The organism is Ruegeria sp. CDSA193, assembly GCF_059611885.1.
In genome coordinates this window covers 107,791-133,695 of sequence record NZ_JBXWPN010000001.1, presented here as the reverse complement: position 1 = coordinate 133,695, position 25,905 = coordinate 107,791, and the positions used below count along the sequence as shown (strand labels likewise).

At 54.8% G+C, this 25,905-nt stretch carries 26 protein-coding genes; 8 read left to right on the top strand and 18 right to left on the bottom strand.

Annotation, left to right across the window (positions count from 1 at the left end):
- Nucleotides 1-69: 69 nt before the first annotated feature.
- Nucleotides 70-861, top strand: coding sequence for a 30S ribosomal protein S2 (gene rpsB, locus AC2FLG_RS00675; protein ID WP_142633821.1), 792 nt, complete (start codon nt 70-72; stop codon nt 859-861).
- Nucleotides 862-938: 77 nt separating this feature from the next.
- Complete coding sequence (gene tsf / locus AC2FLG_RS00670; RefSeq protein ID WP_142633819.1) at nt 939-1,814, top strand: translation elongation factor Ts; 876 nt, start codon at nt 939-941, stop codon at nt 1,812-1,814.
- A 394-nt stretch (nt 1,815-2,208) separates the two neighbouring features.
- Here tsf and AC2FLG_RS00665 read toward each other — a convergent pair whose 3' ends face one another.
- From AC2FLG_RS00665 to AC2FLG_RS00655, 3 genes are all read right to left on the bottom strand, one after another.
- Nucleotides 2,209-2,964, bottom strand: a complete 756-nt coding sequence (locus AC2FLG_RS00665) for a LuxR family transcriptional regulator (RefSeq protein ID WP_142633818.1) — start codon at nt 2,962-2,964, stop codon at nt 2,209-2,211.
- Between the two features lie 5 nt (nt 2,965-2,969).
- Nucleotides 2,970-3,410, bottom strand: a complete 441-nt coding sequence (gene aroQ, locus AC2FLG_RS00660; protein ID WP_496701019.1) for a type II 3-dehydroquinate dehydratase — start codon at nt 3,408-3,410, stop codon at nt 2,970-2,972.
- Between the two features lie 123 nt (nt 3,411-3,533).
- Nucleotides 3,534-4,529 carry an NADPH:quinone oxidoreductase family protein gene (locus tag AC2FLG_RS00655; protein WP_496704609.1) on the bottom strand — a complete coding sequence of 332 codons (996 nt, stop codon included), beginning with the start codon at nt 4,527-4,529 and terminating at the stop codon, nt 3,534-3,536.
- A 151-nt stretch (nt 4,530-4,680) separates the two neighbouring features.
- Here AC2FLG_RS00655 and AC2FLG_RS00650 point away from each other — a divergent pair, with 151 nt between their 5' ends.
- Entirely contained in the window at nt 4,681-5,499 is an 819-nt protein-coding gene (locus tag AC2FLG_RS00650; RefSeq protein WP_271947112.1) for an SDR family NAD(P)-dependent oxidoreductase, read from the top strand.
- Between the two features lie 25 nt (nt 5,500-5,524).
- Nucleotides 5,525-6,544, top strand: coding sequence for a phosphotransferase family protein (locus tag AC2FLG_RS00645; RefSeq protein ID WP_496704607.1), 1,020 nt, complete (start codon nt 5,525-5,527; stop codon nt 6,542-6,544).
- A gap of 12 nt (nt 6,545-6,556) precedes the next feature.
- Here the strand turns inward: AC2FLG_RS00645 and AC2FLG_RS00640 are convergent, their stop codons facing one another.
- Nucleotides 6,557-7,168 (bottom strand): 2-hydroxychromene-2-carboxylate isomerase, encoded by a 612-nt coding sequence (locus tag AC2FLG_RS00640; RefSeq protein ID WP_496695450.1) that lies wholly within the window; start codon nt 7,166-7,168, stop codon nt 6,557-6,559.
- Between the two features lie 183 nt (nt 7,169-7,351).
- Here AC2FLG_RS00640 and AC2FLG_RS00635 point away from each other — a divergent pair, with 183 nt between their 5' ends.
- Both AC2FLG_RS00635 and AC2FLG_RS00630 read left to right on the top strand, forming a co-directional pair.
- The gene (locus AC2FLG_RS00635) at nt 7,352-8,569 is read left to right on the top strand and encodes a serine hydrolase domain-containing protein (RefSeq protein WP_496704606.1); all 1,218 of its coding nucleotides are present in this window, start codon (nt 7,352-7,354) and stop codon (nt 8,567-8,569) included.
- 49 nt (nt 8,570-8,618) lie between these two features.
- On the top strand, nt 8,619-9,488 hold the full coding sequence (locus AC2FLG_RS00630) for an acyl-CoA thioesterase (RefSeq protein WP_496704605.1): 870 nt from the start codon (nt 8,619-8,621) through the stop codon (nt 9,486-9,488).
- On the opposite strand, the gene AC2FLG_RS00625 is transcribed toward AC2FLG_RS00630, so the two are convergent.
- The 12 genes from AC2FLG_RS00625 to AC2FLG_RS00570 form a co-directional block, all read right to left on the bottom strand.
- Nucleotides 9,485-10,252 carry an SDR family oxidoreductase gene (locus AC2FLG_RS00625; RefSeq protein ID WP_496704603.1) on the bottom strand — a complete coding sequence of 256 codons (768 nt, stop codon included), beginning with the start codon at nt 10,250-10,252 and terminating at the stop codon, nt 9,485-9,487. The two genes, AC2FLG_RS00630 and AC2FLG_RS00625, sit on opposite strands and share 4 nt — an antisense overlap.
- A gap of 120 nt (nt 10,253-10,372) precedes the next feature.
- The gene (locus AC2FLG_RS00620) at nt 10,373-11,602 is read right to left on the bottom strand and encodes an acyl-CoA dehydrogenase (RefSeq protein WP_281972097.1); all 1,230 of its coding nucleotides are present in this window, start codon (nt 11,600-11,602) and stop codon (nt 10,373-10,375) included.
- A 121-nt stretch (nt 11,603-11,723) separates the two neighbouring features.
- Nucleotides 11,724-12,413 (bottom strand): phosphate regulon transcriptional regulator PhoB, encoded by a 690-nt coding sequence (gene phoB / locus AC2FLG_RS00615; protein ID WP_496704602.1) that lies wholly within the window; start codon nt 12,411-12,413, stop codon nt 11,724-11,726.
- Nucleotides 12,414-12,424: 11 nt separating this feature from the next.
- On the bottom strand, nt 12,425-13,126 hold the full coding sequence (gene phoU, locus AC2FLG_RS00610; RefSeq protein ID WP_271947126.1) for a phosphate signaling complex protein PhoU: 702 nt from the start codon (nt 13,124-13,126) through the stop codon (nt 12,425-12,427).
- Nucleotides 13,127-13,142: 16 nt separating this feature from the next.
- Entirely contained in the window at nt 13,143-13,940 is a 798-nt protein-coding gene (gene pstB / locus AC2FLG_RS00605) for a phosphate ABC transporter ATP-binding protein PstB (RefSeq protein ID WP_142633794.1), read from the bottom strand.
- Between the two features lie 12 nt (nt 13,941-13,952).
- On the bottom strand, nt 13,953-15,314 hold the full coding sequence (gene pstA, locus AC2FLG_RS00600; RefSeq protein WP_496704600.1) for a phosphate ABC transporter permease PstA: 1,362 nt from the start codon (nt 15,312-15,314) through the stop codon (nt 13,953-13,955).
- Nucleotides 15,311-16,783: a phosphate ABC transporter permease subunit PstC gene (pstC, locus tag AC2FLG_RS00595; RefSeq protein WP_496695461.1), complete on the bottom strand. Its 1,473-nt coding sequence runs from the start codon at nt 16,781-16,783 to the stop codon at nt 15,311-15,313. Before pstC ends, pstA begins: the two co-directional genes overlap by 4 nt.
- A gap of 78 nt (nt 16,784-16,861) precedes the next feature.
- Nucleotides 16,862-17,902 carry a substrate-binding domain-containing protein gene (locus tag AC2FLG_RS00590; RefSeq protein ID WP_496704598.1) on the bottom strand — a complete coding sequence of 347 codons (1,041 nt, stop codon included), beginning with the start codon at nt 17,900-17,902 and terminating at the stop codon, nt 16,862-16,864.
- 195 nt (nt 17,903-18,097) lie between these two features.
- On the bottom strand, nt 18,098-19,144 hold the full coding sequence (locus AC2FLG_RS00585) for a sensor histidine kinase (protein ID WP_496704596.1): 1,047 nt from the start codon (nt 19,142-19,144) through the stop codon (nt 18,098-18,100).
- 34 nt (nt 19,145-19,178) lie between these two features.
- The gene (locus AC2FLG_RS00580) at nt 19,179-19,703 is read right to left on the bottom strand and encodes a gamma carbonic anhydrase family protein (RefSeq protein ID WP_496704594.1); all 525 of its coding nucleotides are present in this window, start codon (nt 19,701-19,703) and stop codon (nt 19,179-19,181) included.
- Nucleotides 19,700-20,341 (bottom strand): guanylate kinase, encoded by a 642-nt coding sequence (gene gmk / locus AC2FLG_RS00575; RefSeq protein ID WP_142633784.1) that lies wholly within the window; start codon nt 20,339-20,341, stop codon nt 19,700-19,702. Before gmk ends, AC2FLG_RS00580 begins: the two co-directional genes overlap by 4 nt.
- A 16-nt stretch (nt 20,342-20,357) precedes the next feature.
- On the bottom strand, nt 20,358-21,248 hold the full coding sequence (locus AC2FLG_RS00570) for a YicC/YloC family endoribonuclease (RefSeq protein ID WP_496704592.1): 891 nt from the start codon (nt 21,246-21,248) through the stop codon (nt 20,358-20,360).
- Nucleotides 21,249-21,491: 243 nt separating this feature from the next.
- Here AC2FLG_RS00570 and AC2FLG_RS00565 point away from each other — a divergent pair, with 243 nt between their 5' ends.
- Nucleotides 21,492-22,166: a PAS domain-containing protein gene (locus AC2FLG_RS00565; RefSeq protein WP_282021242.1), complete on the top strand. Its 675-nt coding sequence runs from the start codon at nt 21,492-21,494 to the stop codon at nt 22,164-22,166.
- 73 nt (nt 22,167-22,239) lie between these two features.
- Here AC2FLG_RS00565 and AC2FLG_RS00560 read toward each other — a convergent pair whose 3' ends face one another.
- Nucleotides 22,240-23,610, bottom strand: coding sequence for a class II 3-deoxy-7-phosphoheptulonate synthase (locus AC2FLG_RS00560; RefSeq protein WP_142633778.1), 1,371 nt, complete (start codon nt 23,608-23,610; stop codon nt 22,240-22,242).
- Nucleotides 23,611-23,779: 169 nt separating this feature from the next.
- On the opposite strand from AC2FLG_RS00560, the gene AC2FLG_RS00555 reads away from it, so the two are divergent.
- Nucleotides 23,780-24,784 carry a GlxA family transcriptional regulator gene (locus AC2FLG_RS00555; RefSeq protein WP_496691228.1) on the top strand — a complete coding sequence of 335 codons (1,005 nt, stop codon included), beginning with the start codon at nt 23,780-23,782 and terminating at the stop codon, nt 24,782-24,784.
- Here the strand turns inward: AC2FLG_RS00555 and AC2FLG_RS00550 are convergent.
- Nucleotides 24,781-25,878, bottom strand: coding sequence for a PQQ-dependent sugar dehydrogenase (locus AC2FLG_RS00550; RefSeq protein WP_496704591.1), 1,098 nt, complete (start codon nt 25,876-25,878; stop codon nt 24,781-24,783). The two genes, AC2FLG_RS00555 and AC2FLG_RS00550, sit on opposite strands and share 4 nt — an antisense overlap.
- Between the last annotated feature and the right edge of the window lie 27 nt (nt 25,879-25,905).

The following is a 25,905-nucleotide window of genomic DNA, read 5'->3' as shown; positions in this document are numbered from 1 at the left end:
GGCCCGCCGGTTGGAGCATCCGCTTCTTTCACCCCCGCCGAGGCGTAAACCGGAAAAAGGAAATAAAGCATGGCTCTTCCCGAGTTCTCCATGCGTCAGCTGTTGGAAGCTGGCGTTCACTTTGGTCACCAGACACAGCGTTGGAATCCCCGCATGGGCCCGTTTATCTACGGCTCGCGCAATGGCATCCACATCATGGACCTGACCCAGACCGTTCCGATGCTGGACCAGGCTCTGCAGGCTGTTCGTGACACTGTTGCCAAGGGCGGCCGCATTCTGTTCGTAGGCACCAAGCGTCAGGCCGCAGGCCCAATCGCCGAAGCAGCTGAAAAGTCAGCCCAGTACTACATGAACCACCGTTGGCTGGGCGGCACGCTGACCAACTGGAAAACCGTTTCCCAGTCGATCAACCGTCTGAACCAGATTGACGAAGCCATGGAATCGGGCGCCGAAGGCCTGACCAAGAAAGAGCGTCTGGGCATGGAACGTGACCAGGGCAAACTGCAGGCTTCGTTGGGCGGTATCCGCGAAATGGGCGGCGTCCCGGACCTGCTGTTCGTCATCGACGTCAAAAAAGAAGCACTGGCCATCGCCGAAGCCAACAAGCTGGGTATCCCGGTCGTGGCAGTTGTCGACACCAACTGCTCGCCCGATGGTGTCGATTACATCATCCCTGGCAACGATGACGCAGCCCGCGCGATCTCGCTGTACTGCGATCTGGCAGCACGTGCCGCTCTGGACGGTATGACCGCTCAGATGGGTGCAGCAGGCGTTGATCTTGGCGCATTCGAAGAAGCACCGGTTGAAGAAGTCGTTGCGGAAGAAGCACCCGCAGCAGCAGAAACACCTGCCGAAGCGTAAGCTGCCCGTCACGTAAATGACATCTGGGGCAGGGTATGACCTGCCCCAATTCCGTTTGAATTGAGGAGAGCCAAAAGATGGCAATCACAGCAGCAATGGTAAAAGAACTGCGCGACACCACTGGCGCAGGCATGATGGACGCGAAAAAAGCGCTGACCGAAACCGGCGGCAACATGGACGAAGCCGTTGATTGGCTGCGCACCAAAGGCTTGGCCAAAGCGGCCAAGAAATCGGGTCGTACCGCGGCGGAAGGTCTGGTTGCCGTTCACGTAAACGGCAACAATGGTGTTGCAGTTGAAGTGAACTCGGAAACCGACTTCGTCGGGAAAAACGCCGAATTCCAGGAAATGGTTGGTAAAATCGCATATGCCGCAGAAGGCGTCGACAATGTCGAAGCTCTGCTGGCAGCTGATCTGGGTGGCAAAACCGTTGCGGAAACGCTGACCGACAAGATCGCCACCATCGGTGAGAACATGTCGGTGCGCCGTATGTCCAAACTGTCGGGCGACACTGTTGTATCTTACGTCCATAACGCAGCCACTAACGGCATGGGCAAGATCGGCGTTCTGGTCGCTCTGACCGGCGGTGACGAAGCCATCGGCAAGCAGATTGCGATGCATATCGCGGCTGTGAACCCGGCAGCTCTGTCCGAGGCAGACATGGACCCGGCGATCGTCGAGAAAGAAAAGCAGGTCCAGATGGACATCGCGCGCGAATCCGGCAAGCCGGAGCAGGTCATCGAAAAGATGATCGTTGGTCGCATGAAGAAGTTCGTCGCTGAATCGACCCTGTTGAACCAGCAGTTCGTTGTAAACCCTGACCTGACCGTTGAGGCCGCTGCCAAAGAAGCAGGCGCGACCGTCACCGGATTCGTGCGTCTGGAAGTTGGCGAAGGCATCGTTGTCGAAAAAGAAGACTTTGCCGCTGAAGTTGCAAAAGCAGTTCAGGGCTAAGCATCACAGGCCCTGAACAGGGCCTGTATCAATCTGAGAAACCGGGTACGCCATGCGTATCCGGTTTTTCTTTGCCCTTAGTGTAGAAATGATGCCAAGAAACGAAAAAGGACGCCGAAAGCGTCCACAAGTTAAACCTAGTTTAAATGAGGGGCCCCGCAAAGATGGGGATGGACGAGGCCCCCCAAAATTCCGACAAAGAGACGCGGACAAATAGGCGCCCTATTGTCAGAGCGATCGGAGAGCTTTGTTATTGCAAAGATCCGACCAAATGTTCCCAGGCTAAAGCCACCACTCACGGAACAATACCACTTTGCAACTTTAGCGTTAGATTCGGAAAGTCATGTTTTCCTTACCCTAGGTAAATTGACGCATATTCGCGTCACTCCCTGAGTCAAACCCCAACGATGAACATCTGATTTTGAAGAGATGCTTTCAAAACTGCCTGCGCCGTTGTCTCGACCACGAGGGCCTCGCGCGCCAGACGCAGATGCTTTTCGACAGTGGCCGAAGTCAGCCCCATCAGAATCGCAATGTCCTGAGTTGTTTTGCCGTCGCCGACCCACTCAAGCGCCTCACGCTGACGTTTTGTCAGGGCACGATTTGGTGCGTTATAGGGCAGGGTGAGGATTTTCAGATGAGCAACGTTGTTCATCAGAAGAATATCCTGGCCAAATTCCTCCCAGACAGCATCCACATCGTCTTGTGTACGCGATCCATGCGCTGAAAGCGAAATTGCCCCTTTTGACCGAACCGAAACCGAGTCGAAACTGACCGTATAGCCGGCGACGACACCTTTGGTTTTGTTGAACTCGATGACGTCTCGCTCTTTTGCGGTCAGGGTGCCATCAGTCATCAGATCCTGGGCGATCCTCCAGCTTGCGGCCCCTTCATTATGCAAAGCCCATTTCAGCATTGGAGCATGGAAATACAACCCGCCTCCCAGAAACCCATCCAGGTAATCTTTGCTGTGATTGGTCAGGATTACAAAATCCTCGGGATCCCCCAGCGACGTTTCGGTGCGATATCGCGTATATCCGTACAGCAAACGATCGAACCCATATTCTGCCATTTGCCGGCAATGGGCATCCCAGAGCTCTTCCAGGGTTTTGGTATAGCTGAGGAAATTCAGATACTCAGAAAGCTTCATAGCGATCATTCACCCTGTAAATGGAACCGCAACGCATCCAGCGCCAGCACATATCCCTGCGGACCCAATCCGCAAATCATGCCTACAGCCACACGTGAGATATAGGATCGGTGTCGAAACTCCTCACGCGCGTGGATATTGGACAAATGAACCTCGATGACCGGCAGCTCAACCGAGGCGATTGCGTCCATCAGGGCAATCGAGCTGTGCGTATAGGCACCTGCGTTCAAAACAATGCCGTCCTGCACACCTTTGGCGGCATGAATGGCATCAATCAACGCGCCTTCGTGGTTGGATTGGAAATGAGTCACTTCCATCCCGATAGACTTACCGTGGTCGAGGCACATATCCTCGACCATTTGCAGCGTTGTGCTTCCGTAAACCTCGGGCTGTCGCGTGCCCAGCAGATTGAGGTTCGGACCATTCAGAATAAGAGCTTTATGCATTGTTATACTGTCCCCATAACAAGGTTCTTAAACGTGAACAGGTAGAGATGTCCACCGAACCTGGATCATGCGTCAGAACCGCGGCCTATAGGACACGAGGCTGAAGTTTCAGAGATTGGCTGGCTATGCCATGGTCACGACAATTTTCCCAAGGGCCTTTCGGCTGGCCAGAAGGTCTAGCGCCTTTTGGGCTTGATCCAGAGGGAATAGCGCACTGATCTGTGGTTTGATCTGCCCTTTGGCGTATAACCCGAACAAATCTTCCATGTTTTTGCCATGTCCCTTCGGGTCGCGAAACACCGAGGCGCCCCAGAAAACACCGACAATTTGACAACCCTTAAGCAGAGGGAGGTTCAATGGTATCTGAGGGATTCCGGCTGGGAAACCGATGACCAGGAATCGCCCCTTCCACCCCAAGCTGCGCAGCGCTGGCTCTGAATAGGCACCGCCAACGGCATCGTAGACGACATCAACGCCCTGACTACCGGCTAAGGCCTTGATGTCCGATCCAAAGGCCTTCTGCGCCTGTTTGTCCATGTCGCGCGCGTAAATGATCGTTTCGTCCGCCCCGATCTGACGACAGAAATCTGCTTTGTCCTGCGATGAGACTGCCGCAATAACCCTAGCCCCCATGGCATTGGCTAGCTCAATCGCAGCCGTACCAACTCCGCCTGCGGCACCCAGAATCAGGACCGTTTCCCTTTGTTGCAGCGCAGCGCGGTCCTTCAGTGCGTGATATGAGGTGCCATAGGTGAAGATAAAGCTCGCCGCGTCCTCAAATGGCATTGAGCTCGGGAATTTAACAGCTGTCGCCGCTTTGACCGCCAGATGTGTGGCAAAACCTCCGTGTCCGGTCAGGGCCAGCACACGGTCGCCAACGTTAAAGCCCGAAACACCTTCGCCCAACCCGATAACCTCGCCAGCAATCTCACCTCCGGGGGCAAACGGTCTTGGTGGCTTTATCTGATACAGGTCGCGTATCATCAGTGTATCCGGGAAATTAACGCCTGCGGCCCGCACGCGAACAAGCAATTCGCCCTTGCCCGGCGACGGATCGGGCAGGGTGGTCAGTTCCAATGTCTCCGGCCCGCCCGGAGCGACGCTGAGTAAGGCTTGCATGTTTACGCTAATGTCCCTGTTATTCGGTAAGGAGGAACTTTTGGCCTACTGTTCTGAGTTGTCAAGAAACCACCCGGCACAACCGGGTTAGGCGTTACTCTTGACCGACAAATGAGACAGTTTGCCAAAATCAAAAACCGAGGAGCAGGTCATGACCCCCGAAACTCTTTTCTCATTGCAGGGCAAAACCGCTCTGGTCACGGGTGGGGCCACCGGAATTGGCCGAATGGCGGCCGAGGCGCTGGTCCGGGCGGGTGCACGTGTACTGTTGGCATCTCGTAAAGGTGACGCGTGCGAGGCGGTCGCGGCCGAATTGAACGCACTGGGCGCCACAGGAACCGCCGAAGGGTTTGCCGGTGATGTCGGATCAAAAGAGGGTGTCGGCAATCTGGTGGCCGAAGTGCTCAAGCGCACGGACCGGCTGGATATCCTCATGAACAATGCCGGTGTTTCCTGGGGCGCACCGATGGGTCAGTTTCCCTACGAAGCCTGGGAAAAAGTCATGTCGATCAATGTGACAGGAATATTCGAACTGACCCAAAAACTGTTGCCGATTCTGATGTCTTCCGGGACTGCCGAAGATCCATCCCGCATCGTCAATGTTGGATCGGTTATGGGCGAAGTTCCTATGGGCGACGGTGCGTATAGCTACTCTGCCTCAAAGGCGGCTGTGCTGCATCTAACCAAAATCATGGCCAAAGAACTTGCTCCGCATCACATCACCGTCAATGCGCTGGCACCTGGACCCTTTGTCTCTCGGATGACGGCATTTGCCACATCTGACGAAGGGACGCGCAAGAAAGTCGGCAAATCCGTGCCCTTGGGTCGCGTTGGACGTGACGAGGATATCGCAGGCTGTATGCTGTTCCTGTGCGGTCTGGGCGGCAGCTATGTCACCGGCGCGGTGATCCCGGTTTCGGGCGGAATCAATGTTGTCACCGCCGGCAACATCTTTGCTGAAGCACTCTGAAGCATCGGCCAAAGGGAGCCACAAAATGGACAGCGCAATTCTGGATCTGAAACGCGTCGATGCCTATCTCGGCACGCATCTCAAAGGATATCGGGGTCCGTTGGAGGCGAAAAAATTCGAGGTTGGCCAATCAAACCCAACTTTTGAGTTAAAAACGCCTGAGAATTCCTATGTCCTGCGCCGCAAGCCGCCGGGAGTGTTGCTGAAATCCGCCCATGCCGTTGACCGCGAGTTCAGGGTTCAAAGTGCTCTGGCCGAAAGCGATGTGCCTGTACCCAAAATGCTGCTGCTTTGCGAGGATGATGACGTCATCGGGTCGGCGTTTTATGTGATGGAGCATCTCGAAGGCAGGACGTTTCTTGAACCCACAATGCTTGGCGAAAGAACCGAAACCCGCACGGCAATTATCGACGAGATGAACCGCGTTCTGGCGGCGCTGCATAAGGTCGATATCGATTCTGTTGGCCTGTCCGACTATGGCCCGCCGGGAAGCTATTTTGAGCGTCAGATCGGGCGGTGGACAAAACAATTTCGGGCGTCCGAAACCACTCAGATTCCGGATATGGATACCTTGATCGAGGCTTTGACCAACGCAACCCCCAAGGATGATGGTCAGAGAACGCTGGTTCACGGCGATTACCGCATCGATAATCTGATGTTCGAAAAGCAGGGCACACGCTGTCTGGGCGTACTGGATTGGGAATTGTCGACAATCGGGCATCCCTTTGCCGATCTCGCAGCCGTTATCATGCAATGGCAGATGCCACCTGGAAAAGAGGGGCGGGGTCTGGCTGGCATAGACCGGTCCTCGCTCGGCCTGCCATCCGATCAGGCTTTCATTGATCAATACTGCGAGCGCCGCGACCTTCCCGGAATTGATAACTTTGGGTTCTATCTGGCGTTCAATTTCTTCCGAATGGCCGCGATCTTACAGGGTGTTTATAAGCGGGCGCTTGACGGAAACGCCTCTGATCCGAAAAGAGCTCAGATCTTTGGTAGTTACGTTCCTAAGTTTGCACAACGAGGGCTGACTGCATTGGGCTGAGGATGAAACCACCTAGGGCGTATGAAATCTCGACAATTCAAGCTCAAGGTTGGCCAGGCTGTTTTTGCCAAAGAACATCTCAGTATCTACAAACATGCTGGGGACACCGAAAACACCCCGCTTGACCATAGCCTTGGTTTGGTTTTTCAGGTTTTGCTTTACGTTCAGATTGGTCATGGCCTCGCGCAGTTTTCGTATAGGCAAGCCGTTATCCTGAAGAATGTCGCAAAGGACACCCAGATCATCCACTTTTTGGCCGTGCACCCAAATAGCATCAAATATGGACGATATATATTTGTTTTCCCATGATTTACCGGATGCTACCAAAGCCCCGCGCATGGCGAATTTGGTGTTCATCGGGAAATGTGGGCTCATATGAAAGCTCAACCCACGGTGACGCGCAAAGCGATGGAGATCGCGGGTCAAATAGGCCGTCTTCTGCCGGTTCTCTGAAAAAGCCTTAAACGGGCTTTGGTTATTGGTGGCTTTGAAAACAGTGGCCAGCAGAACCGGAACATATGTAACACCGACTTCGTGCTTTGCAGCGATATCAGATATCATCTTCTGCGCGAGGAAGGCGTTCGGACTGCAAAAATCATAAACAAATTCTATATGTTGCGGCATATTTCTCCTCCATTAGGCGAGAGCCGAACCGGACACGAATCTATCTGCGACCACATTAGCAGGCAAAACCCTTCTGGCGTACAGGGACATCGTTGGATTGAGGTGATTTAGCTGTCCTTTTTCCGCTTAACCCCGCAATATCCGGGAAAGATACGTTAATTTCTCAAAGTTGAGCACACACAGATGAAGTTCGAACAAGCCCGGCTAGATCGTATTTGCGATTGGATGCAATCCTATGTGGATGATCGCAAATATGCCGGAAGCTCATTCTTGATGATGCATCAGGGCAGGGAGGTTCTGTTTCATTCCTGCGGGCTTAGAAGCGTTGAGAACAATCTGCCATTCGAGCGGGATACCCTCGTTCGCATCTATTCGATGACCAAGCCGATAACCACTGCGGCCCTGATGATCCTTGTCGAACGCGGTGAGGTTCACCTCGGCGCTCAAGTGTCTGAATATATATCTGATTTCACCGCAACACAGGCGCTGGTACCCGGCGCCACAAGGTTGGATCAGACCGAACCTGCACCTGCACCAACGCTTCATCAGCTGCTGACCCATACAAGTGGCCTGAGCTATCCTTTCAACCCCGGCATCCTGGCTGCGGCAATGGACGAACTTGATCTTGTTTTCGGCCCTAAAGAAGGGTCTTTGGCCGAAAGAGTATCTTTGCTGTCCACTTTGCCTTTCGCCTTTCAGCCGGGAACACGATGGGAATATTCGGTGGGGATAGACGTTATTGGTCGTGTGATAGAAGTTCTTTCTGGCCAATCTTTGGAGCATTTCCTTGCGGAAGAGATTTTCAAACCTCTTGGTATGCCTCAGACCGGGTTCAGGGTTCCGGCGGGAGCGGGGGATCGGTTTGCCTCTCTCTATACGCCTTTGGCGGGCAATGCGATGGCGCTAAACGAAGCCCGTACGGGTGAGCAGACATTGCGTCTGGTCGACAATGCCGACGCATCGCCCTTTGAATCGGCAACAATGTACTCTGGGGGCGGAGGGTTGGTTTCAACCATTGATGACTTTGCTAGATTTTCAGAGATGCTCCGAAATCGCGGAAGGTTCGGTGATCAACAGATTCTGGCACCAAAAACTGTAGAATTCATGCTTCACAACCACTTACCCGGCGATATTGCCTCGATGGGACCGCAGAGTTTTGCGGAACAACCCATGGAGGGCATGGGCTTTGGCCTTGGTGGCGCTGTCGTCATTAACCCCGGCAGAACCTGTGTTCCGGGCAGCATGGGGGATTTCAGCTGGGGTGGTATGGCATCGACCTTCTTTTGGGTTGATCGTCAGAACGATTTTACAGCGATCTTTTTCACCCAACTGTCACCATCCAGCTCTTATCCCTCCCGCGCAGAATTGAAGGCGCTCACCCTCGGGTCAATCATTGAATGACATTCGGCGCGCTGATACCCATTCGCCAAGATTAATCGGAGTACCGCATATGACCGAAGCAGAGAGAGTTCTTCTGGATCTTCTGGACGTTGAAAGACTGGAAGTGGACCTGTTTCGGGGAACAGGGTCGGGCGGCGAAACACCTATGCGGATTTTCGGCGGTCAGGTCATCGCACAAGCACTAGCCGCCGCATATCGCACCGTCGACAACCGCCTATGTCATTCCCTGCACGCCTATTTCATCCGCCCAGGCGACCCAAGCATTCCCGTAATTTATCAAGTTGATAGGGCCCGTGACGGAGGTTCCTTCACGACGCGCCGTGTGGTTGCAATTCAGCATGGTAAGCAGATTTTAAACATGTCCGCCTCATTCCACATTCAGGACGAAGGTTGGGATCATCAGCACGACATGCCTGAGATGGAAACGCCCGATTCCTACCCATCGCGATCAGAGCTCAAGAAGAAATATCTGGACAAAGTACCGCCCAGCTTTCGCGGAGAACTAACACGCGAGCGCCCGATCGAAGTCCGCGAGGTCGGCCATCTGGATCCTTTCAACCCAGAGAAATCGGATGACCGCAACCAGATTTGGTTCCGAATGGGCGCCGCGGCCAATGCCGATGCGGTCACGCAGCATCTGTTGCTGGCCTATGCTTCAGATATGTATCTCATGAGCTCGGGCATGCGCCCGCACGGCCTAAGTTGGTTTACTGGTGAAGTGAACGGCGCCAGCCTGGACCATGCGATTTGGTTTCACGCGCCGCTCAAGTTCGAGAATTGGCATCTGTATTCCATGGATTCGCCATGGGGCGGGCGAGGGCGCAACTTCAACCGTGGATCAATCTATTCCGAAGATGGCGTTCTGGTCGCATCAGTTGCCCAGGAAGGCCTGATGAGGCGCCCTCAGAACAAAAGTTAAGTCTCTTCAATAAACATTTGATTTAACTTCTGCATTCCTGAAATCCACCTGTCATAATCTCCGGATTTATGGCGAATGTAGTCCAGAACCTGTGGATGCGGCAGTACCAGAAATTGCTCAGAAGATATTGCCTTTACGCAAGCCTCGGCAACATCTTCAGGTTCCAACATTCCGTCAATCGAAGCCACGGAAGTTTCGTGCCCGCGCGTCATATCGGACCGTACGGCCTGTGGGCAAAGTACCGAGACCCGCAAACCTTTATGCCCGTATGTAAGCGACAACCATTCAGCAAACCCAACGGCTGCGTGCTTTGTGACGCCGTATGGCGCGGCACCTGGCTGGTTCAGCAATCCCGCAGCAGACGCCGTGGTCATAATGTAGCCTTCGCCACGCTCCAGCATTCTGGGCACCAAATGCCGCGCGGTCCAAACATGGGACATCACGTTGATTTTCCAGATACGATCCCAGTCTTCATCCGGAACCTCCAAGCCACCAATCGTCAATATCCCGGCATTTGCACAATACAGATCGATAGGGCCAACCGCGCTTTCTACGGCTTCGATCAACTCGGCGGTATTAGCCTCAAGCGAAACATCACAATGGAATGAATGGCCGCCAATCTCTTTTGCGACAGCGTCTGCGCCGGTTTTGTTGATATCAGCGCAGACAACCGTAGCACCTTCGCGAGCAAATCGCTGTGCCAATCCTTTTCCGATGCCATCCGCGGCACCGGTCACAACAACGATCTTTCCGTTCAATTCCATTTGATCCTCATGATGCAGTAGGTGTCAGGAACAGATCGTAAGGTATTGTGAGGATTTGAAAAGTTTCCCAAGCGCATTGGTATTATTTAACATAATACCAATTACACGAATTCTGGAAACTTAGTAAAACGCCTGCAATCCCGTCTGTGCACGCCCCAGGATCAACGCGTGAACATCATGCGTCCCCTCGTAGGTGTTGACCGTTTCTAGGTTCACCATATGTCGGATGACCTGAAACTCTAGCGAAATGCCGTTGCCGCCGTGCATGTCACGCGCATGACGTGAAATATCCAGGGCTTTGCCGCAATTGTTGCGCTTAATGATCGATATCATCTCGGGCGCGGCTTCGGCCTTGTCCATCAGTCGCCCGACACGCAGGCTTGCCTGAAGACCCAGAGCAATTTCTGTTTGCATATCCGCCAATTTGCGCTGGAAAAGCTGCGTCTGCGCCAATGGCTTGTCAAATTGTTTCCGGTCCAACCCATATTGGCGTGCCGCATGCCAACAGCTTTCGGCAGCGCCCATAACACCCCAGCTGATTCCGTAGCGTGCGCGGTTAAGACATCCAAACGGGCCTTTCAGGCCTTGAACATGAGGCAACAAAGCATCCTCGGTGACTTCGACACCCTCCAGCACAATTTCACCGGTGATCGAGGCGCGTAGGCTCAGCTTGTTCTGGATTTTCGGCGCGCTCAAACCTTTGAGGCCTTTTTCAAGGACAAAGCCACGGATCTTTCCGTCATGTGCATCAGATTTGGCCCAAACGACAAACACATCCGCAATCGGGGCGTTCGATATCCACATCTTGCTGCCAGATAGACGATATCCACCGTCGATCTTTTCCGCACGCGTTTTCATACCTGCCGGATCAGAGCCCGCATCAGGTTCGGTCAGACCAAAACATCCGATCCATTCGCCGCTGGCCAGTTTCGGAAGGTATTTCCGGCGCTGCTCCTCGCTGCCATAGGCATAGATCGGATACATCACCAACGAGCTTTGTACAGACATCATCGAGCGATAGCCCGAATCCACGCGTTCCACTTCTCGGGCGACAAGGCCGTAAGAGACATATCCGCCCCCTAGCCCGCCGTATTCTTCCGGGATCGTAGTGCCCAGCAGACCCATTTCACCCATTTCACGAAAAATCTCGGGGTCAGTTTCTTCGTTCTGAAATGCTTCTGTCACCCGCGGCTGAAGCTTTTCCTGCGCATAGGCTTGCGCACTGGCCGCAATCATACGTTCGTCTTCGTCTAGCTGGTCTGACAGGCGGAACGGATCATCCCAGGCGAACTGGCCCATGTCAGGCGCATCTTTGGCGCGTAATGTCGGCTTGGTGTCAGGGGCATTCATGGTGCGTCTCCGCTTTGTCAGCTTCGCGGCAAACTAACCCGTCGGCCCGCCAAAAAACAGTAAGAGTTTCGCATCCACCCTTGAGTAAAACTCATAGCTTGCAGCCGCCTACCCCACGCGTTCAACCCAGCGCGTATCCCGCACCGCGAACAGTGCGAACCGGATCATCTCCACCATACTGCGTTAGTGCTTTGCGTAAGCGGCCGATATGAACGTCGACCGTTCGTGTATCGACATAAATATCCCGCCCCCAGACGCGATCCAATAGCTGTTCTCGGCTCCAGACGCGGCCCGGCTTTTCCATGAATGTGCTCAGCAAGCGAAATTCGGTTGGGCCAAGCTTTAGTGGTTTGTTGTCGCGGCTGACCTTATGAGTTTCAGAATCCAAAACGATGTCTGCGAATTCCAGCCTAATTCCTACAGTCGCAGGCCGGACACGCCGCAACTGGGTGCGTACCCGGGCCATAAGCTCGACAATCGAATAGGGTTTGACCACATAGTCATCAGCCCCGGTTTCCAGACCTCGTACTTTGTCGATTTCTTCCGACCGGGCCGACAGCATGATAATTGGGATCGACCGGGTGTCGGAGCGGGTTTTCAGCCGGCGGCAAACCTCGATCCCGCTGAGATTGGGCATCATCCAGTCCAGTACGATAATGTCCGGACTGTCTTCATCGACCAGCAACATGGCCTCTTCACCATTGGCTGCTTTGGAAACGCGAAAGCCTTCTGCCTCGAGATTGTAGGCCAGAACTTCGCGCTGAGCCGGCTCATCCTCGACAACCAGAACGGTCGGTTGATCAGCGGACATTCTCAAATCTCCTAGACGGATTGCGATGTAAAATCGGCTTTGGGACGCGCTTCTGTCGGGCGCTCTCCGGTCACCAGATAGACGACCTGCTCGGCAATGGCCGTCACATGATCGCCCATACGTTCTATATTCTTGGCGATGAAATGCAGGTGCATACAGGATGAGATGTTGCGCGGGTCTTCTGCCATGAAAGTCAGGAATTCTCGGAACAGACCATTATACATCTGGTCGACTTCCTCATCACGTTCGATGACATCCGCCGCCAGCTCAGCGTCGCGCTGGACATAGGCGTCCAAAGCGTCCCTGAGCATCCGCTCGACCTCACGTGCCATACGTCGCAAGGCGGCGGCACTGCCATTGATCTCACTGGTATTGACCAGAACGGTCGTGCGTTTGGCTATGTTCTTTGAATAGTCGCCGATACGTTCCAGGTTGGCGGAAACCTTCAATACCGATAGGACCAGACGAAGATCGCTTGCTGTTGGCGCACGCAGCGCGATCAAACGCGCCGTTTCTTCGTTGATCAGCTCTTCCAACGCATCAATGGCCTTGTCGCCCTGACGCACCTCTTGCGCGAGCTCGACATCGCGCGATTCAAGCGACCGTGCCGCGCTCATGATTGCGGCTTCGACGAGGCCGCCCATTTTCATGATATGCGCCTGAATGGCTTCCAGATCCCGGTCGAAGGCGGATGCGATATGTTGTTCTGTCATCTCTGAATACCTATGTTCAGCCGATACGGCCGGTGATGTAGCTTTCGGTGCGGGGATCTTCGGGGTTGGTGAAAATCTGTCCGGTTTCACCAAACTCGACAAGGTTGCCCAAATGGAAAAACGCGGTCTTCTGGCTGACGCGAGCGGCCTGCTGCATCGAGTGGGTAACGATCACCACCGAGTATCGCGACCGCAATTCGTCGATCAGTTCCTCGACCTGCGCAGTCGCAATCGGATCAAGGGCCGAGCACGGCTCGTCCATCAGCAGGACCTCAGGTTCCGTAGCCACCGCACGGGCGATGCACAAGCGCTGTTGCTGACCGCCGGACAGGCCGGTTCCAGGCGCGTCAAGACGGTCTTTGACCTCATCCCAGATGGCGCCGCGGCGCAGTGATTTCTCAACAATCTCGTCCAGTTCAGCTTTGTTTCTGGCCAACCCGTGGATACGCGGGCCGTAGGCCACATTGTCATAGATCGACTTGGGAAACGGGTTCGGTTTCTGAAACACCATACCAACCTTGGCACGCAGTTGAACCGGGTCGACGCGTTTGTCATAGATATCTTCGCCATCCAGCAGGATATCGCCCTCGACACGGCAGATGTCGATCGTGTCGTTCATCCGGTTCAGGCAGCGCAGGAAGGTGGATTTTCCGCAACCCGAGGGACCAATAAAGGCGGTAACGGTCTTGTCTTCGATCCTGACGTCGACGTCTTTGATGGCGTGATTTTCACCGTAATAAACCTGAACCTTGTTCGCGGCGATCTTGATGTCTTTGGCGTCCACGGTTCTCTCCACTCGTGTCATATCGTTCATAATGGCCCCCATTTACCAGCGGCGTTCAAAGCGGCGGCGCAGGATAACTGCGATTGCATTCATAGTGACAAGGAAAAGCAGCAGGATGATGATGCCCCCCCATGCGCGCTCGTAAAAGGCCGGGTCCGCGCGCTTGGACCACTCGTAAATCTGTGCGGGCATGGCCGAGTTTGGTGACAGAAAGCCCTCGACAATCCCGTCGGGCGGGTTCGAGGCGATAAAGCCCACCATCCCGATCAGCAGCAGCGGAGCGGTTTCGCCAAGCGCCTGTGCCAGACCAATGATGGTGCCCGTCAGGATGCCGGGTGCCGCAAGCGGCAGCACATGGTGGAACACCGCCTGCATTTTCGAGGCCCCTACCCCCAACGCAGCGTCCCGGATCGACGGCGGCACCGCCTTGAGTGATGCTCGGGTCGAAATGATAATTGTTGGCAGCGTCATCAGCGTCAGAACCAGACCACCAACCAGCGGCGCAGAGGTCGGTAAATGCATATAATTGATGAACACGGCCAAGCCCAGAATACCAAATACAATCGAAGGAACGGCCGCCAGATTCGAGATGTTCACCTCGATGATATCGGTAAACCGGTTCTGAGGCGCGAATTCTTCCAGATAGATCGAGGCGGCAACCCCGATCGGTAGGGCCAGCGCCAACACGACCAGCATCATGAACAGAGAACCCAGCATGGATACTCCGATCCCGGCAGCCTCGGGCCGCTGATCGGAGGCGTCCGCCCCGAAGATAAAGTCAGGGTTGAACGCCTTGTACAGCACACCAGCAGCACGCAACTGATCCACGAAATCCAGCTGTGCGACAGAGATGCTTTTGTCATTTGCGATGGAATGGCGTGTCACACGGCCCTTCAGATAGCCATCAACGCGGCTGTTCACCAAAAAGCGGAAGCTGACCGACGCACCGATCTCATCCGGGTTCGAGATGACGTAATTACGCAGGTCCGCCTGTGCGGATTTGGAAAGGATTTGCCCCATCTCTTTGGGCGACAGATCGGACTGGATGCCCAGTTTCTGCACCTCAACCTCCAGTGCGGAGGCGATCAAAGGCGCGTATCCGAAGGTCGAAACCTTGCTGATATCCGCGATGTCACGGTTGCCCTTTTTGTCGAGCTTGTCTTCCTTCAGCTCAACCGTCAGCTCAAGAAAGCTTTGCTGAAAGGCGCCGGTACCGGAGGTGACGATATTGGTCACCAACACGATCAACATCACAAGACCGACACCAATGGCCGCGATCCCGTACATTTTGAACCGGGATTCGGCCGCATTGCGACGCTTGGTTCGCGTGTCCTGATTGAACAGCGAAGCCCCTTTGTGTTTAGCGGCAGGTGCTGCGTCTTGTTTTTGGGACATGTCAGTCATTCATACTGCTCCCGGTATTTGCGCACGATATAGAGGGCGAAGATGTTCAGCCCCAGCGTGATGATGAACAGGGTCAGACCCAGGGCAAAGGCCACAAGAGTCTCCGGGCTTGCGAAATCAGTATCCCCGGTCAGCTGGCTGACGATCCTAGTGGTGATTGTGGTCATGGCTTCGAAAGGGTTTCCCGAGAATTTGGCAATCGCACCGGCGGCCATCACGACAATCATCGTCTCACCGATTGCGCGGCTGGCGGCCAACAAGATTGCCCCTACGATCCCGGGCAAAGCTGCCGGCAGGACGACCTGTCTGACAGTTTCGGAATGCGTTGCGCCTAGGCCTAGCGATCCGTCTCGCATCGACTGGGGCACCGCGTTGATGATGTCGTCAGAAAGTGACGACACGAACGGGATGAGCATGATGCCCATGACCAGACCCGCCGTGAGTACAGCATTCGAACTGGCCATCCAACCAACGCCCAAAGCTCCCCCCTGCCCGAACACAGATACCAGTGCCGGACCGACCGTCAGCAGCGCGAAAAGACCGTAAACGATGGTTGGGATACCGGCGAGGATTTCCAGCAAAGGCTTGGCCACAGACCTTGCCACGCTCGAGGCATATTCGGAAAGATAGATCGCAGCGTACAGCCCAATCGGAACCGCAACCAGCAACGCGATCAGAGAAATATACAAAGTCCCCCACAGCAGTGGGAGGATCGACAGTTCACTTCCGCCCCGGAAGTTCGGGGCCCAGGTGCTTCCAAAGAAAAAGTCTTTCCACGAATGAAGTTCGAAGAAATTCATCGTTTCAAAAAACATGGACAGGACGATGCCGACTGTGGTCAGAACTGCGATCGAAGCGGCCAGCAGCAGCAGCGCCAGAATGCCTTGTTCGACAACATTTCGGGCGCGAAATTCTTTATGAGTGCGGATATAGGCAAATGAGGCCCCGATCAGCGTCACAACCAAAACCGCGATCTGCATCGCAATGGTTCCGCTTGCGCTCATCGAGCGATATTTCTGCGCCGCCAGCAGAATGGGTGCGGTTACCTCTTGCGTAATGATCTGGCCAGCCTCTTTCAGTCGCGCGGTCACATCGGCAAAATCCTCATGCGCGCTGCGGGCAAAGTCTTCGGTCATGGTGCCTGCGGCAACCGCGCCGTCCAGGCCGTTGGCGACCCGGCGCACTTCGCTCATCAGCAAGCCGCGGGTCGACCCCTCGGGGATTGCCGAGTCCGGCAGCAACCCAGAGGCAGAATTGCTGACGATCAAGGGCTGCGCCAGCAACCAGATGACCAGCAAAACGAACCCCGGTATCAGCGCCGTCAAAGCAACGTTATAGCCGTAATAGGATGGAAGTGAGTGCAGATTGCGCAGGTTTCCGTCCGCGCTGGCCATCGCGCGGGACCGGCCCGCAAAATAGCCAAGAACAGCAATCGCCAGCAAAATGAGCAGCAGCCAGGTTAGTGCCATGAGAACTCCGTCAAGCGGCAGGAGTGGATTTAAGAAAACCGGGGCGTAGACACCGCCCCGGTTCAGTCGTGTGAAAGCTTAGGAACCGCCGCCCAAAGTGGTTTCGCTGGCTACGATTTCCTGAACCTTGACCAGCTCAGGGTCTGATACCAGACCGTATGCAGCCAGAGGACCATCGGGGCCTGCAACCTCATCAGCGACGAAGAACTCTGCATATTCTTTCAGCCCGGGGATAACGCCGATATGTGCTTTTTTCACATAGAAAAACAGCGGGCGCGATACCGGGTATTCGCCAGTTGCGATGGATTCGGTCGAAGGCACGATGCCTGCCATGGTCGCAACCTGCAGTTTGTCGGTGTTGTTCTCGTAGAACGCCAGACCAAAGACGCCGATGCCGTCTTTGTTGCTGTCGATACGAGCCAGGGTCTCGGTATAGTCGCCGTCGATGTCGACCGAAACGCCATCGGTACGCAGAGCGATACAGGCTTTTTCAGCGGCTTTTTTGTCGTCGCCATTTGCGGCTTTGTAGACATCAAAGTCACCCAGATGCTCACAACCGGCCAGGATCACCTTGTCTTCGAACACTTCACGCGTGCCGTGCTTGGTGCCGGGGATGAAGGCAGCGATCGGCTGCGGCGGGAATGCCGGGTTCACGTCGGCCCAGGTCTTGTTGGGATTGTCGACCAACTGGCCATCAACCACGATCTGAGCGGACAGCGCTTTGTACCAATCTTCCGGCGTGAACTCGAAAGAGTTACCGTTGATGTCGGATGCGAAAACGATGCCGTCATAGCCGATCTGAACTTCGATGATGTCGGTAACACCGTTTTCGGCACAGGCTTTGATCTCTTTTTCACGGATCTGGCGCGAAGCGTTCGCTACGTCGATGGTGTTTTCACCAACACCTTCACAGAACCGCTTGAGGCCGGCCGAAGATCCGCCCGATTCAACAACCGGGGTCTGGAAGTCAAAGTTTTCACCAAAAGCTTCTGCAACGATCGAAGCATAGGGCAGAACGGTGGAAGAACCAGCAACCTGAACTTGATCACGCGCGGTGGCCGCAGTGGCCGAAACAGCAGCGATAGCCAGAACCGAAGCCGACAGTTTTACAAAGGACATTTCAGTCTCCTTGAGAAATATGTTTCTGGATCATCCTCATGATGATCTTGGCCGAACCTCTAAAAGTCGTGCGTAAGCCTTTTGTGACAAGTGTGTAACGGTTTCATGACACGTTTGGATTTTCAGCCGATACGCCACGGGACATATGCTGTGAAAGAAACAAAACAGATCCGACAACTGGTTTGATCCGAGCGATCAGCGCGGCAAAATCACTGTAAAAACAGAGCCTTTTCCAAGATCGCTTTCCACCCGCAATCTGCCGCGATGGCGGTTTAGAATATGTTTTACAATCGCCAAGCCCAACCCGGTTCCACCCAGTTGCCGTGACCTATGACTGTCCGCGCGATAGAATCGTTCGGTCAAACGCGATACATGCTTCGGGTCGATTCCAGGTCCCCTATCCACGATCTGAACGCGAACACCGGGACCGCGCATGGCGGTGTCGTGATCCGAAGATTTGACGCGAACTTCTACCCGACCACCGCTGCCGCCGTATTTAATTCCGTTCTCGATCAGGTTGGTAAATACTTGGAGCAACTGGTCGCTGTCGCCAACTAGCATTATTTTGTCGTCGGGCGCATCTAGGCTCAGCACTACATCCGCGCCATCTGCCAATGGGCGCAGAGAATTGAGGGTCGATTTAAGAAGTGCTGTCAGCTCAAGTTGTTCTTTCGGGCGAACCCGCTCTTCGCTTTCGACCCGGTTCAAAGACAGAAGATCGCCGACAAGCCGGTTCATGCGATTTGCCTCGTCGTTCATGATCTGAAGAAAACGATCCCGGGCAGCCTCGTCATCTCGGGCCGGACCGCGCAAGGTTTCAATAAAGCCCATTAATGCCGTCAGCGGGGTACGCAATTCATGGCTGACATTCGCGACGAAATCACGTCGCATCTGATTTGCTTGCTCAACATGCGTAACGTCCTGGAATACAGCAAGCAACGCACCGCCGGATACTGCACCGACCCCATTCATGTACCGGCACTGAACTTCGAATGTTGTATCCTGGGCTCCGTCATTGGACAGGTGCCGAGTGTTGGACGTTCCCTTCGTGCGCAGGCTTTGTTCAATCGCTTCGATAACCTGCGGCTGTCTGAGGATGGTCGCGAAATGCCGCTGCAGGACATTCTGGCCCAATAACGTCTTTGCTTCGGTATTGACCGCAATAATCCGTTCCGTCTGGTCAACCATCAGCGCGGGCATCGGGATGGCGGTTACAATTTCTTCAAGTTGGTCGTTGGTCATAAAGGGGCAGTTCTCTTAGCAACGCAGTTGGACGCTAGGATAGCTCTCGCATTGTATCGCGAAAATGACGCATGTTTTCTTGATAATGCAAGGCGCTGAAGGTCAGCTTCTGGGCGGTCGCATTGTCGATCTCGCGCACGACTTTACCCGGTGAGCCCATGACCAGAGAGTTATCCGGTATCTCTTTTCCTTCGGTCACCAAAGCCCCTGCCCCGATCAGACAGTTTTTGCCGATCTTGGCACCGTTCAACACGATGGCCCCCATTCCGATCAGGGTATTATTCCCGATCGTACAGCCATGCAGCATGACCTTATGCCCAATCGTGCAGTTCTTCCCGATGGTCAGAGGATACCCCGCATCAATATGCATGACGCAGTTTTCCTGAACATTGCTGCCCTCACCAACCCGGATTTCTTCGTGATCAGCGCGGATCGTGCAGCCGAACCAGACCGAGGCCCCCTGTTCAAGCACGACTTTGCCGATCAGATTGGCGTCTGGGGCGACCCAGGTGTCCTCGTGGATTTCCGGTACATCAGAGCCAAGGGCATAGATGGTCATGACTGATCCTCGAATTCGTTTTGCAGCGTACGGACATGATCCTGAAGCTTGGGTTGCTGGATACGCCGCATTCGCTCGGCACTGACGATGGTTTTCAGCTTTTCTTCGGTCTCGTCCAGATCGTCATTGACCAGCACATAGTCGTAATATCCCCAATGACTGATCTCATCCCAGCTTTTAAGCATCCGCTTGGAAATAACCTCTTCACTGTCCTGACCGCGGCTTTCCAGTCGGCGGCGCAATTCGGGGATCGACGGTGGCAGGATGAAAATCGACAGGGCGTGTTTGCCCAGATCCGAGTTCCTAATCTGCACCTCGCCCTGCCAGTCGACATCGAACAGAACGTCCTTGCCGTCATTGATGGACTCGCGAACTGGCCCAGCCGGAGAGCCGTAGAAATTGCCAAACACATGGGCATGTTCCAGCATCTGTCCCTCGGACACCTGCTGTCGAAAGGTATCTTCTGTCAGGAAATAATACTCACGCCCATGTTCTTCCCCAGGCCGGGGCGCGCGTGTTGTGGCCGAAACCGAGAACTCCAGATCCGTGTCCCATTGCATCAGACGCTTGGCCAACGTGGATTTCCCTGCGCCCGAAGGCGAGGACAGAATGATTAATAGGCCGCGTCGATCCGCCATCAGGGCGCTCCTGTCATTATTCTACGTTCTGCACTTGCTCGCGCATCTGATCTATTACCGCCTTCAACTCAAGCCCAACCGATGTCAAATCGGCGCTTTGTGCCTTGGAACACAGCGTATTGGCCTCGCGGTTGAACTCTTGCATCAGAAAATCAAGCTTGCGCCCCACGGCGGCATCCTGTGCAAGCAAATCGCGTGCGGCAGTGACATGGGCCTTCAGCCTGTCAATTTCTTCCGTTATATCCGACTTGACTGCAATCAGAGCCAACTCTTGTGCAACCCGGTCCGGATCCGCGCCTTGCGCATTATCCATCACGCGCTGCAGATTTTCTTGTAAGTTTTCAGCGATTTTATCCCGGCGCTCTTCAGCGAGCTTGGCGGCTTGCTCCGTAAGGCTTGAAACCTGCGATAGCTGCGCCTCAAGCACATCGGCCAGGGCCCGGCCTTCGGATTCACGCATCTTAATGAAATCGCTCAGCAAATCATCAAACGCGCCGGTTAGATGTTTGACCAAGGGGGCCGGATCATCCGCATCCCCACCGGTTTCCAACATGCCTTTGACAGCAATAAGCTCGGCCGCCGTCGACGGGGCCAGCGCTAGTCCCCGTTCTTCTGCCATCGTCTGCGTTCGCGCCAGAGCTTCCAGAGCAGCGGCCATCGCAACCGGGTTCAGCACAAGATCGGCTGTCGTTTCCTCGCGGCTCAGCTTGAGCGAAAGCGTCACATTCCCCCGGCCCAGGCTTTTCGAAATCCGCGAACGAAGCGCGGCTTCGAGCCCGGTGAGCCATTCAGGCACCCGCAGACGCATATCCAGCCCTTTGCCGTTTACGCTGCGCAACTCCCAGGTCCAGCTATGTGGACCATGTGTTCCCTTGCCCGAGGCAAATCCGGTCATGGATCTGATCATGCCTGTCTTCTCCGCTTTGCCCGCCCAGTGTTCTTGTCCGCACCTAATGCCATCCTCGTGTGCAGGGCAAGAGTTTGCTGAGAATGACAGCGTCGGACAGAGGTTAACCATTCATTAAAGAATTACTCCAAAATTGACTCAACCCGTGCCAATCTCGTCTAGGCAAGTACCGACAAGGCGCAAAAGCTCCCGGTATCTTGCATTTTATGAAAATGACGGTCGATTGCAGTTAGGGTGATGAAAATGAAGATCTTTTTCGGTAACGGTTCCGGGACTAAATTTGGAAAGATCGTCGCAATGGATCGTTTTGACAGTGGGCGCAGTCTATCGCCCATACAACAGGCCGAAGCGTACTGGACAGCCTTGCTGTCCGGCGATGGTGTTCCTATGCGATCTCAGATCGACCCGCGCGGGCTTGAGAATATCCTGCCTAACACCTTCATCCTTGAACGCATTGCACCCGGTCTGGCCCGGTTTCGTCTGGCCGGCAGTCACTTGAACACACTGGCGGGTATGGAGGTTCGGGGAATGCCTCTGACCGCTTTTTTCGAACCCAGCGCGCGAACTCAGGTTACCGAAATCCTTGAACAGGTTTTTGCCGGTCCTGCCATTGCTGAACTTGAATTGGCCTCGACCGGTGGGTTTGGGCGCACGGATCTTCAGGCGCGAATGATCCTTTTGCCGCTGAAAAGCGATTTGGGCGATGTCAGCCGTGTTCTTGGCGTTATGGTCAGTGACGGGGCGATTGGGGCAACCCCCCGGCGCTTTGATGTAAGCCATTATAAACTGCGTGCTGTGTCAGAAATACAGGCGCCGCAACAACCGGTTCAGCCTGTTGTCGAAGGATTTGCCGAAGAACAACAAGAGTACAAACGTCCCGGATCTCACCTTCGATTGGTCGTATCACGGGATAAGTAACGAGTAACGCGTGTTAAATGTAAAGAAGGCGGGCCTATTAGACCCGCCTTTTTAAAATCGTCTGACCAAGTGGTTAGGAGGCTGCGCGTTTGCCGCGGTTCCGGCGCAGATCTGTCAGTTCTTCCGCAACAAGGAAGGCCAGTTCCAACGATTGCGACGCGTTCAAACGTGGATCGCAGGCTGTATGGTAACGGTCTGACAGATCTTCTTCTGTTACAGCGCGTACACCTCCAGTGCATTCGGTCACGTCTAGCCCCGTCATCTCAAAATGCACACCGCCGGGGATCGTGCCCTCGGCCTGATGCACACCAAAGAAGTCGCGAACTTCGCGCAGCACGGAATCAAAGGGCCGGGTCTTATAGCCGGTGGCCGATTTGATCGTATTGCCGTGCATTGGGTCACAGACCCAGGTCACCTTGGCGCCCTCTTCCTTGACGGCTTTGACCAGACGCGGCAGATGCTCTCCCGCCTTGCCTGCACCAAACCGCGCGATCAGGGTCAGACGCCCTTCTTCGTTTTCCGGGTTCAGTTTGGCCATCAAAACTTTGAGGTCTTCGGCAGATGTCGTCGGACCGCATTTCAGACCGATCGGGTTCAGAACGCCGGAACAGAATTCAACATGCGCGCCATCAGGTTGACGGGTACGGTCGCCAATCCAGATCATGTGGCCGGACCCGGCCAACCAGTTGCCCGATGTAGAATCAAGACGGGTCAGCGCCTCTTCGTATTCAAGCAGCAGACCTTCGTGGCTGGTATAGAATTCAACCGACGAGAATTCATGCGTTGTGTCCGCGGTGATGCCCGCAGCCCCCATGAAATCAATCGAATCCTGAATTCGGTCAGCAATTTCAGAGTATTTCTGAACATCCTGGCCATCGGCAAAGCCGAGTGTCCACGAATGCACATGGCTCATATCGGCGAAACCACCGGTCGAAAAGGCACGCAACAGGTTCAATGTTGCCGCTGCCTGCGTATAGGCTTGCAACATCTTGGACGGATTCGGAATCCGCGCCTCGGGCGTGAAATCCAGCTCGTTGATGATATCGCCGCGATAGCTGGGCAGCTCAATGCCATCCACCACCTCTGTTGGTGCGCTGCGCGGTTTGGCGAACTGTCCAGCCATACGGCCCACTTTGACCACCGGCACCTTTGCGCCATAGGTCAGAACCATGGCCATCTGCAGCATCACCTTAAAGGTGTCGCGGATCGCATCCGCGCTGAATTGTTCAAAGCTTTCAGCACAGTCGCCGCCCTGCAGCAGGAAAGCCTCACCCCGCCCCGCAGCACCAAGATGTTGCTTGAGCCGACGTGCCTCACCTGCAAACACCAGCGGCGGATACTGCGAAAGCTGAGCCTCGACTTTTGCCAGCGCGGCTGCGTCGGTATAGTCTGGCATCTGAACCCGGGGCTTGTTGCGCCAGTTCGTTTTTTGCCATTCGGTCATAGCTTTGATCTCCGCTGAAGTATTCAAGTCGCCTCTATACAAAAACGTTTGATGAGAGGCCATATACGATTTGGACCTCTTGACGTCGCAAACAAGCTTTGATCATGGTGGCGGTCAAATCTGTCGCCGGACGTAGGGTCAAACGGCGCCGAATCAAGGACACCTCGCCATGCAAGAGCAACGCCAAGTTGTCACGGTGGAAACCACTGCGGCCAGCCCTCGTCATTTCGTGTTTGTCCTGTTGGACAAATTCTCGCTGCTGTGTTTCGCATCCGCGCTGGATAGCCTGCGCATCGCAAACCGCATGGCCGACAAAGAGCTTTACAGTTGGAGCCTGTCTGGCGAAGGCGGCGAGACGATCAAATGCTCCGCCGGGACCGAGTTCAAACTGGACGCTGATCTAGCCGAGCTGCAGCGCGATGACGTCGTGCTGATCTGCGGCGGTGTCGATGTTCAAGCCGCTACCACCAAGAAAATTCTGAACTGGGTCCGCCGCGAAGCACGCCGGGGATTGCGCATTGGTGGGCTGTGTACGGCAGCTTATACCTTGGCCAAGGCCGGTTTACTGGATGGCAAGCGTGCGACAATTCACTGGGAAAACTCAGACAGTTTCACCGAAGAATTTGATGAGGTCGAACTGACCAAATCCGTATTCCAGATTGACGGAAACCGGATGACAACAGCCGGTGGCACTTCCTCTATCGACCTGATGCTGAAAATCATCGCCGAGGATTTCGGGGAAGACCTTGCCAACGCGGTGGCCGATCAGTTGATCTATTCCTCGATCCGCACCGATCAGGACACCCAGCGTTTGTCGACCCCAACACGGATTGGGGTACGCCATCCCAAGCTGAGCCAGGTCATCCTGATGATGGAGAAAAACATCGAAGAGCCGATCTCGCCTTCGATTCTGGCCAAAGAGGTCGGCATGTCCACGCGGCAGCTAGAGCGTCTGTTTCGCCGTTACCTCAGCCGGTCGCCTAAACGCTATTATATGGAGCTGCGCCTGCATAAGGCCCGGAACCTGCTGATGCAGACCGACATGAGCGTGATCAACGTGGCGCTAGCATGCGGGTTTGCCTCGCCTAGCCATTTCTCGAAATGCTACCGGGCGCACTACAACACCACGCCCTATCGTGAGCGCGGTGCGCAAAGCGGGCGCTTGTCTGTTTAATCGCTGGGGGTCATGCGAAAGACAGCGCCCTGCCCGACGGAAATAAACCAGATTGATCCATCCGGTGCCTCGACAATGTCGCGGACGCGTTCCGTCTGAGGGCCCTTGATCTGCTCGACCTCAGTCAATGGAGTGCCTTCAAGCCGAGCAATGTAGTCGAATTTGAGCGACCCGACGAATAGATCACCCTTCCATTCGGGCCAAAGCTTGCCTGAATAAATCAAAAGGCCGGATGGGGCGATGGAAGGGTCCCAATAGAATTCAGGCTGCACCATCCCCGGTTTCGCCGTCCCCTCGCCGATTGTTTGTCCGGAATAGTGCTTGCCATAGGAAATCACCGGCCAGCCATAGTTCCGCCCCGGCCGGATTAGGTTCACTTCATCTCCTCCCTTGGCTCCATGTTCCGATACCCATAGATGCCCCCGTGCATCCAGCCCTGCACCTTGGGGATTCCGGTGGCCATAAGACAATATCTCAGGCTGAATTCCGGGTTGTCCGACAAATGGATTATCAGCCGGCACCGAGCCGTCCCGGTTCACACGGATCACCGAGCCGTTGTGACTCGATCGATCCTGGGCGGTCGGGCGATCACCACGATCGCCGATAGTGACAAGTAATGTCCCGTCCCTTGCCTCGACAATACGAGAGCCAAAATGACGCCCAGAATCCCCACCATTTTCAGCTTCGAAAATCGTGCGCAGATCGGTCAGCTTTGATCCGTCTTCGGACAGGCGCGCAATCGCAAGTGCAGTGCCTGCCCCCTTTGGTTGAGGCTTGGAATAGGTCAGGAAAACCTCACGGCTTTGCGAAAAATCCCTGGCAACGGTTACGTCCAGCAAACCGCCCTGCCCCTTTGCAACCACATTGGGAGTGCCTTTGACGCGAACTATGTTTCCCTCCGACACGAACAGAAGATCACCGTCGCGCTCAGTTACCAGAAAGGACATGTCAGGCAGGATGCCGACTGCCCAGGGCGTATCGAGCCCCTTCACCATCGCCGTCACACGCGCCGATCCGGAGTTGGTAGTTAGCGATTCTGCCCCTGCCAACCCTGAAACAACAGATAAGATGAAGATCAAAGCTAGTCTAAACATCTCGTTCTCCTTACCGAAAACACCGCG

What these genes read in the sequence shown, in the direction of transcription:
- AC2FLG_RS00580 (WP_496704594.1), bottom strand. Translation starts at nt 19,703, where the DNA reads ATGACCATCTATGCCCTTGGCTCTGATGTACCGGAAATCCACGAGGAC.
- gmk (WP_142633784.1), bottom strand. Translation starts at nt 20,341, where the DNA reads ATGGCGGATCGACGCGGCCTATTAATCATTCTGTCCTCGCCTTCGGGC.
- rpsB (WP_142633821.1), top strand. Translation starts at nt 70, where the DNA reads ATGGCTCTTCCCGAGTTCTCCATGCGTCAGCTGTTGGAAGCTGGCGTT.
- AC2FLG_RS00585 (WP_496704596.1), bottom strand. Translation starts at nt 19,144, where the DNA reads ATGACCAACGACCAACTTGAAGAAATTGTAACCGCCATCCCGATGCCC.
- AC2FLG_RS00550 (WP_496704591.1), bottom strand. Translation starts at nt 25,878, where the DNA reads ATGTTTAGACTAGCTTTGATCTTCATCTTATCTGTTGTTTCAGGGTTG.
- phoU (WP_271947126.1), bottom strand. Translation starts at nt 13,126, where the DNA reads ATGACAGAACAACATATCGCATCCGCCTTCGACCGGGATCTGGAAGCC.
- AC2FLG_RS00590 (WP_496704598.1), bottom strand. Translation starts at nt 17,902, where the DNA reads ATGTCCTTTGTAAAACTGTCGGCTTCGGTTCTGGCTATCGCTGCTGTT.
- AC2FLG_RS00625 (WP_496704603.1), bottom strand. Translation starts at nt 10,252, where the DNA reads ATGGAATTGAACGGAAAGATCGTTGTTGTGACCGGTGCCGCGGATGGC.
- AC2FLG_RS00645 (WP_496704607.1), top strand. Translation starts at nt 5,525, where the DNA reads ATGGACAGCGCAATTCTGGATCTGAAACGCGTCGATGCCTATCTCGGC.
- AC2FLG_RS00565 (WP_282021242.1), top strand. Translation starts at nt 21,492, where the DNA reads ATGAAGATCTTTTTCGGTAACGGTTCCGGGACTAAATTTGGAAAGATC.
- AC2FLG_RS00630 (WP_496704605.1), top strand. Translation starts at nt 8,619, where the DNA reads ATGACCGAAGCAGAGAGAGTTCTTCTGGATCTTCTGGACGTTGAAAGA.
- pstC (WP_496695461.1), bottom strand. Translation starts at nt 16,783, where the DNA reads ATGGCACTAACCTGGCTGCTGCTCATTTTGCTGGCGATTGCTGTTCTT.
- tsf (WP_142633819.1), top strand. Translation starts at nt 939, where the DNA reads ATGGCAATCACAGCAGCAATGGTAAAAGAACTGCGCGACACCACTGGC.
- AC2FLG_RS00560 (WP_142633778.1), bottom strand. Translation starts at nt 23,610, where the DNA reads ATGACCGAATGGCAAAAAACGAACTGGCGCAACAAGCCCCGGGTTCAG.
- AC2FLG_RS00655 (WP_496704609.1), bottom strand. Translation starts at nt 4,529, where the DNA reads ATGCAAGCCTTACTCAGCGTCGCTCCGGGCGGGCCGGAGACATTGGAA.
- pstB (WP_142633794.1), bottom strand. Translation starts at nt 13,940, where the DNA reads ATGAACGATATGACACGAGTGGAGAGAACCGTGGACGCCAAAGACATC.
- phoB (WP_496704602.1), bottom strand. Translation starts at nt 12,413, where the DNA reads ATGTCCGCTGATCAACCGACCGTTCTGGTTGTCGAGGATGAGCCGGCT.
- aroQ (WP_496701019.1), bottom strand. Translation starts at nt 3,410, where the DNA reads ATGCATAAAGCTCTTATTCTGAATGGTCCGAACCTCAATCTGCTGGGC.
- AC2FLG_RS00665 (WP_142633818.1), bottom strand. Translation starts at nt 2,964, where the DNA reads ATGAAGCTTTCTGAGTATCTGAATTTCCTCAGCTATACCAAAACCCTG.
- AC2FLG_RS00555 (WP_496691228.1), top strand. Translation starts at nt 23,780, where the DNA reads ATGCAAGAGCAACGCCAAGTTGTCACGGTGGAAACCACTGCGGCCAGC.
- AC2FLG_RS00635 (WP_496704606.1), top strand. Translation starts at nt 7,352, where the DNA reads ATGAAGTTCGAACAAGCCCGGCTAGATCGTATTTGCGATTGGATGCAA.
- AC2FLG_RS00640 (WP_496695450.1), bottom strand. Translation starts at nt 7,168, where the DNA reads ATGCCGCAACATATAGAATTTGTTTATGATTTTTGCAGTCCGAACGCC.
- AC2FLG_RS00570 (WP_496704592.1), bottom strand. Translation starts at nt 21,248, where the DNA reads ATGATCAGATCCATGACCGGATTTGCCTCGGGCAAGGGAACACATGGT.
- pstA (WP_496704600.1), bottom strand. Translation starts at nt 15,314, where the DNA reads ATGACTGACATGTCCCAAAAACAAGACGCAGCACCTGCCGCTAAACAC.
- AC2FLG_RS00650 (WP_271947112.1), top strand. Translation starts at nt 4,681, where the DNA reads ATGACCCCCGAAACTCTTTTCTCATTGCAGGGCAAAACCGCTCTGGTC.
- AC2FLG_RS00620 (WP_281972097.1), bottom strand. Translation starts at nt 11,602, where the DNA reads ATGAATGCCCCTGACACCAAGCCGACATTACGCGCCAAAGATGCGCCT.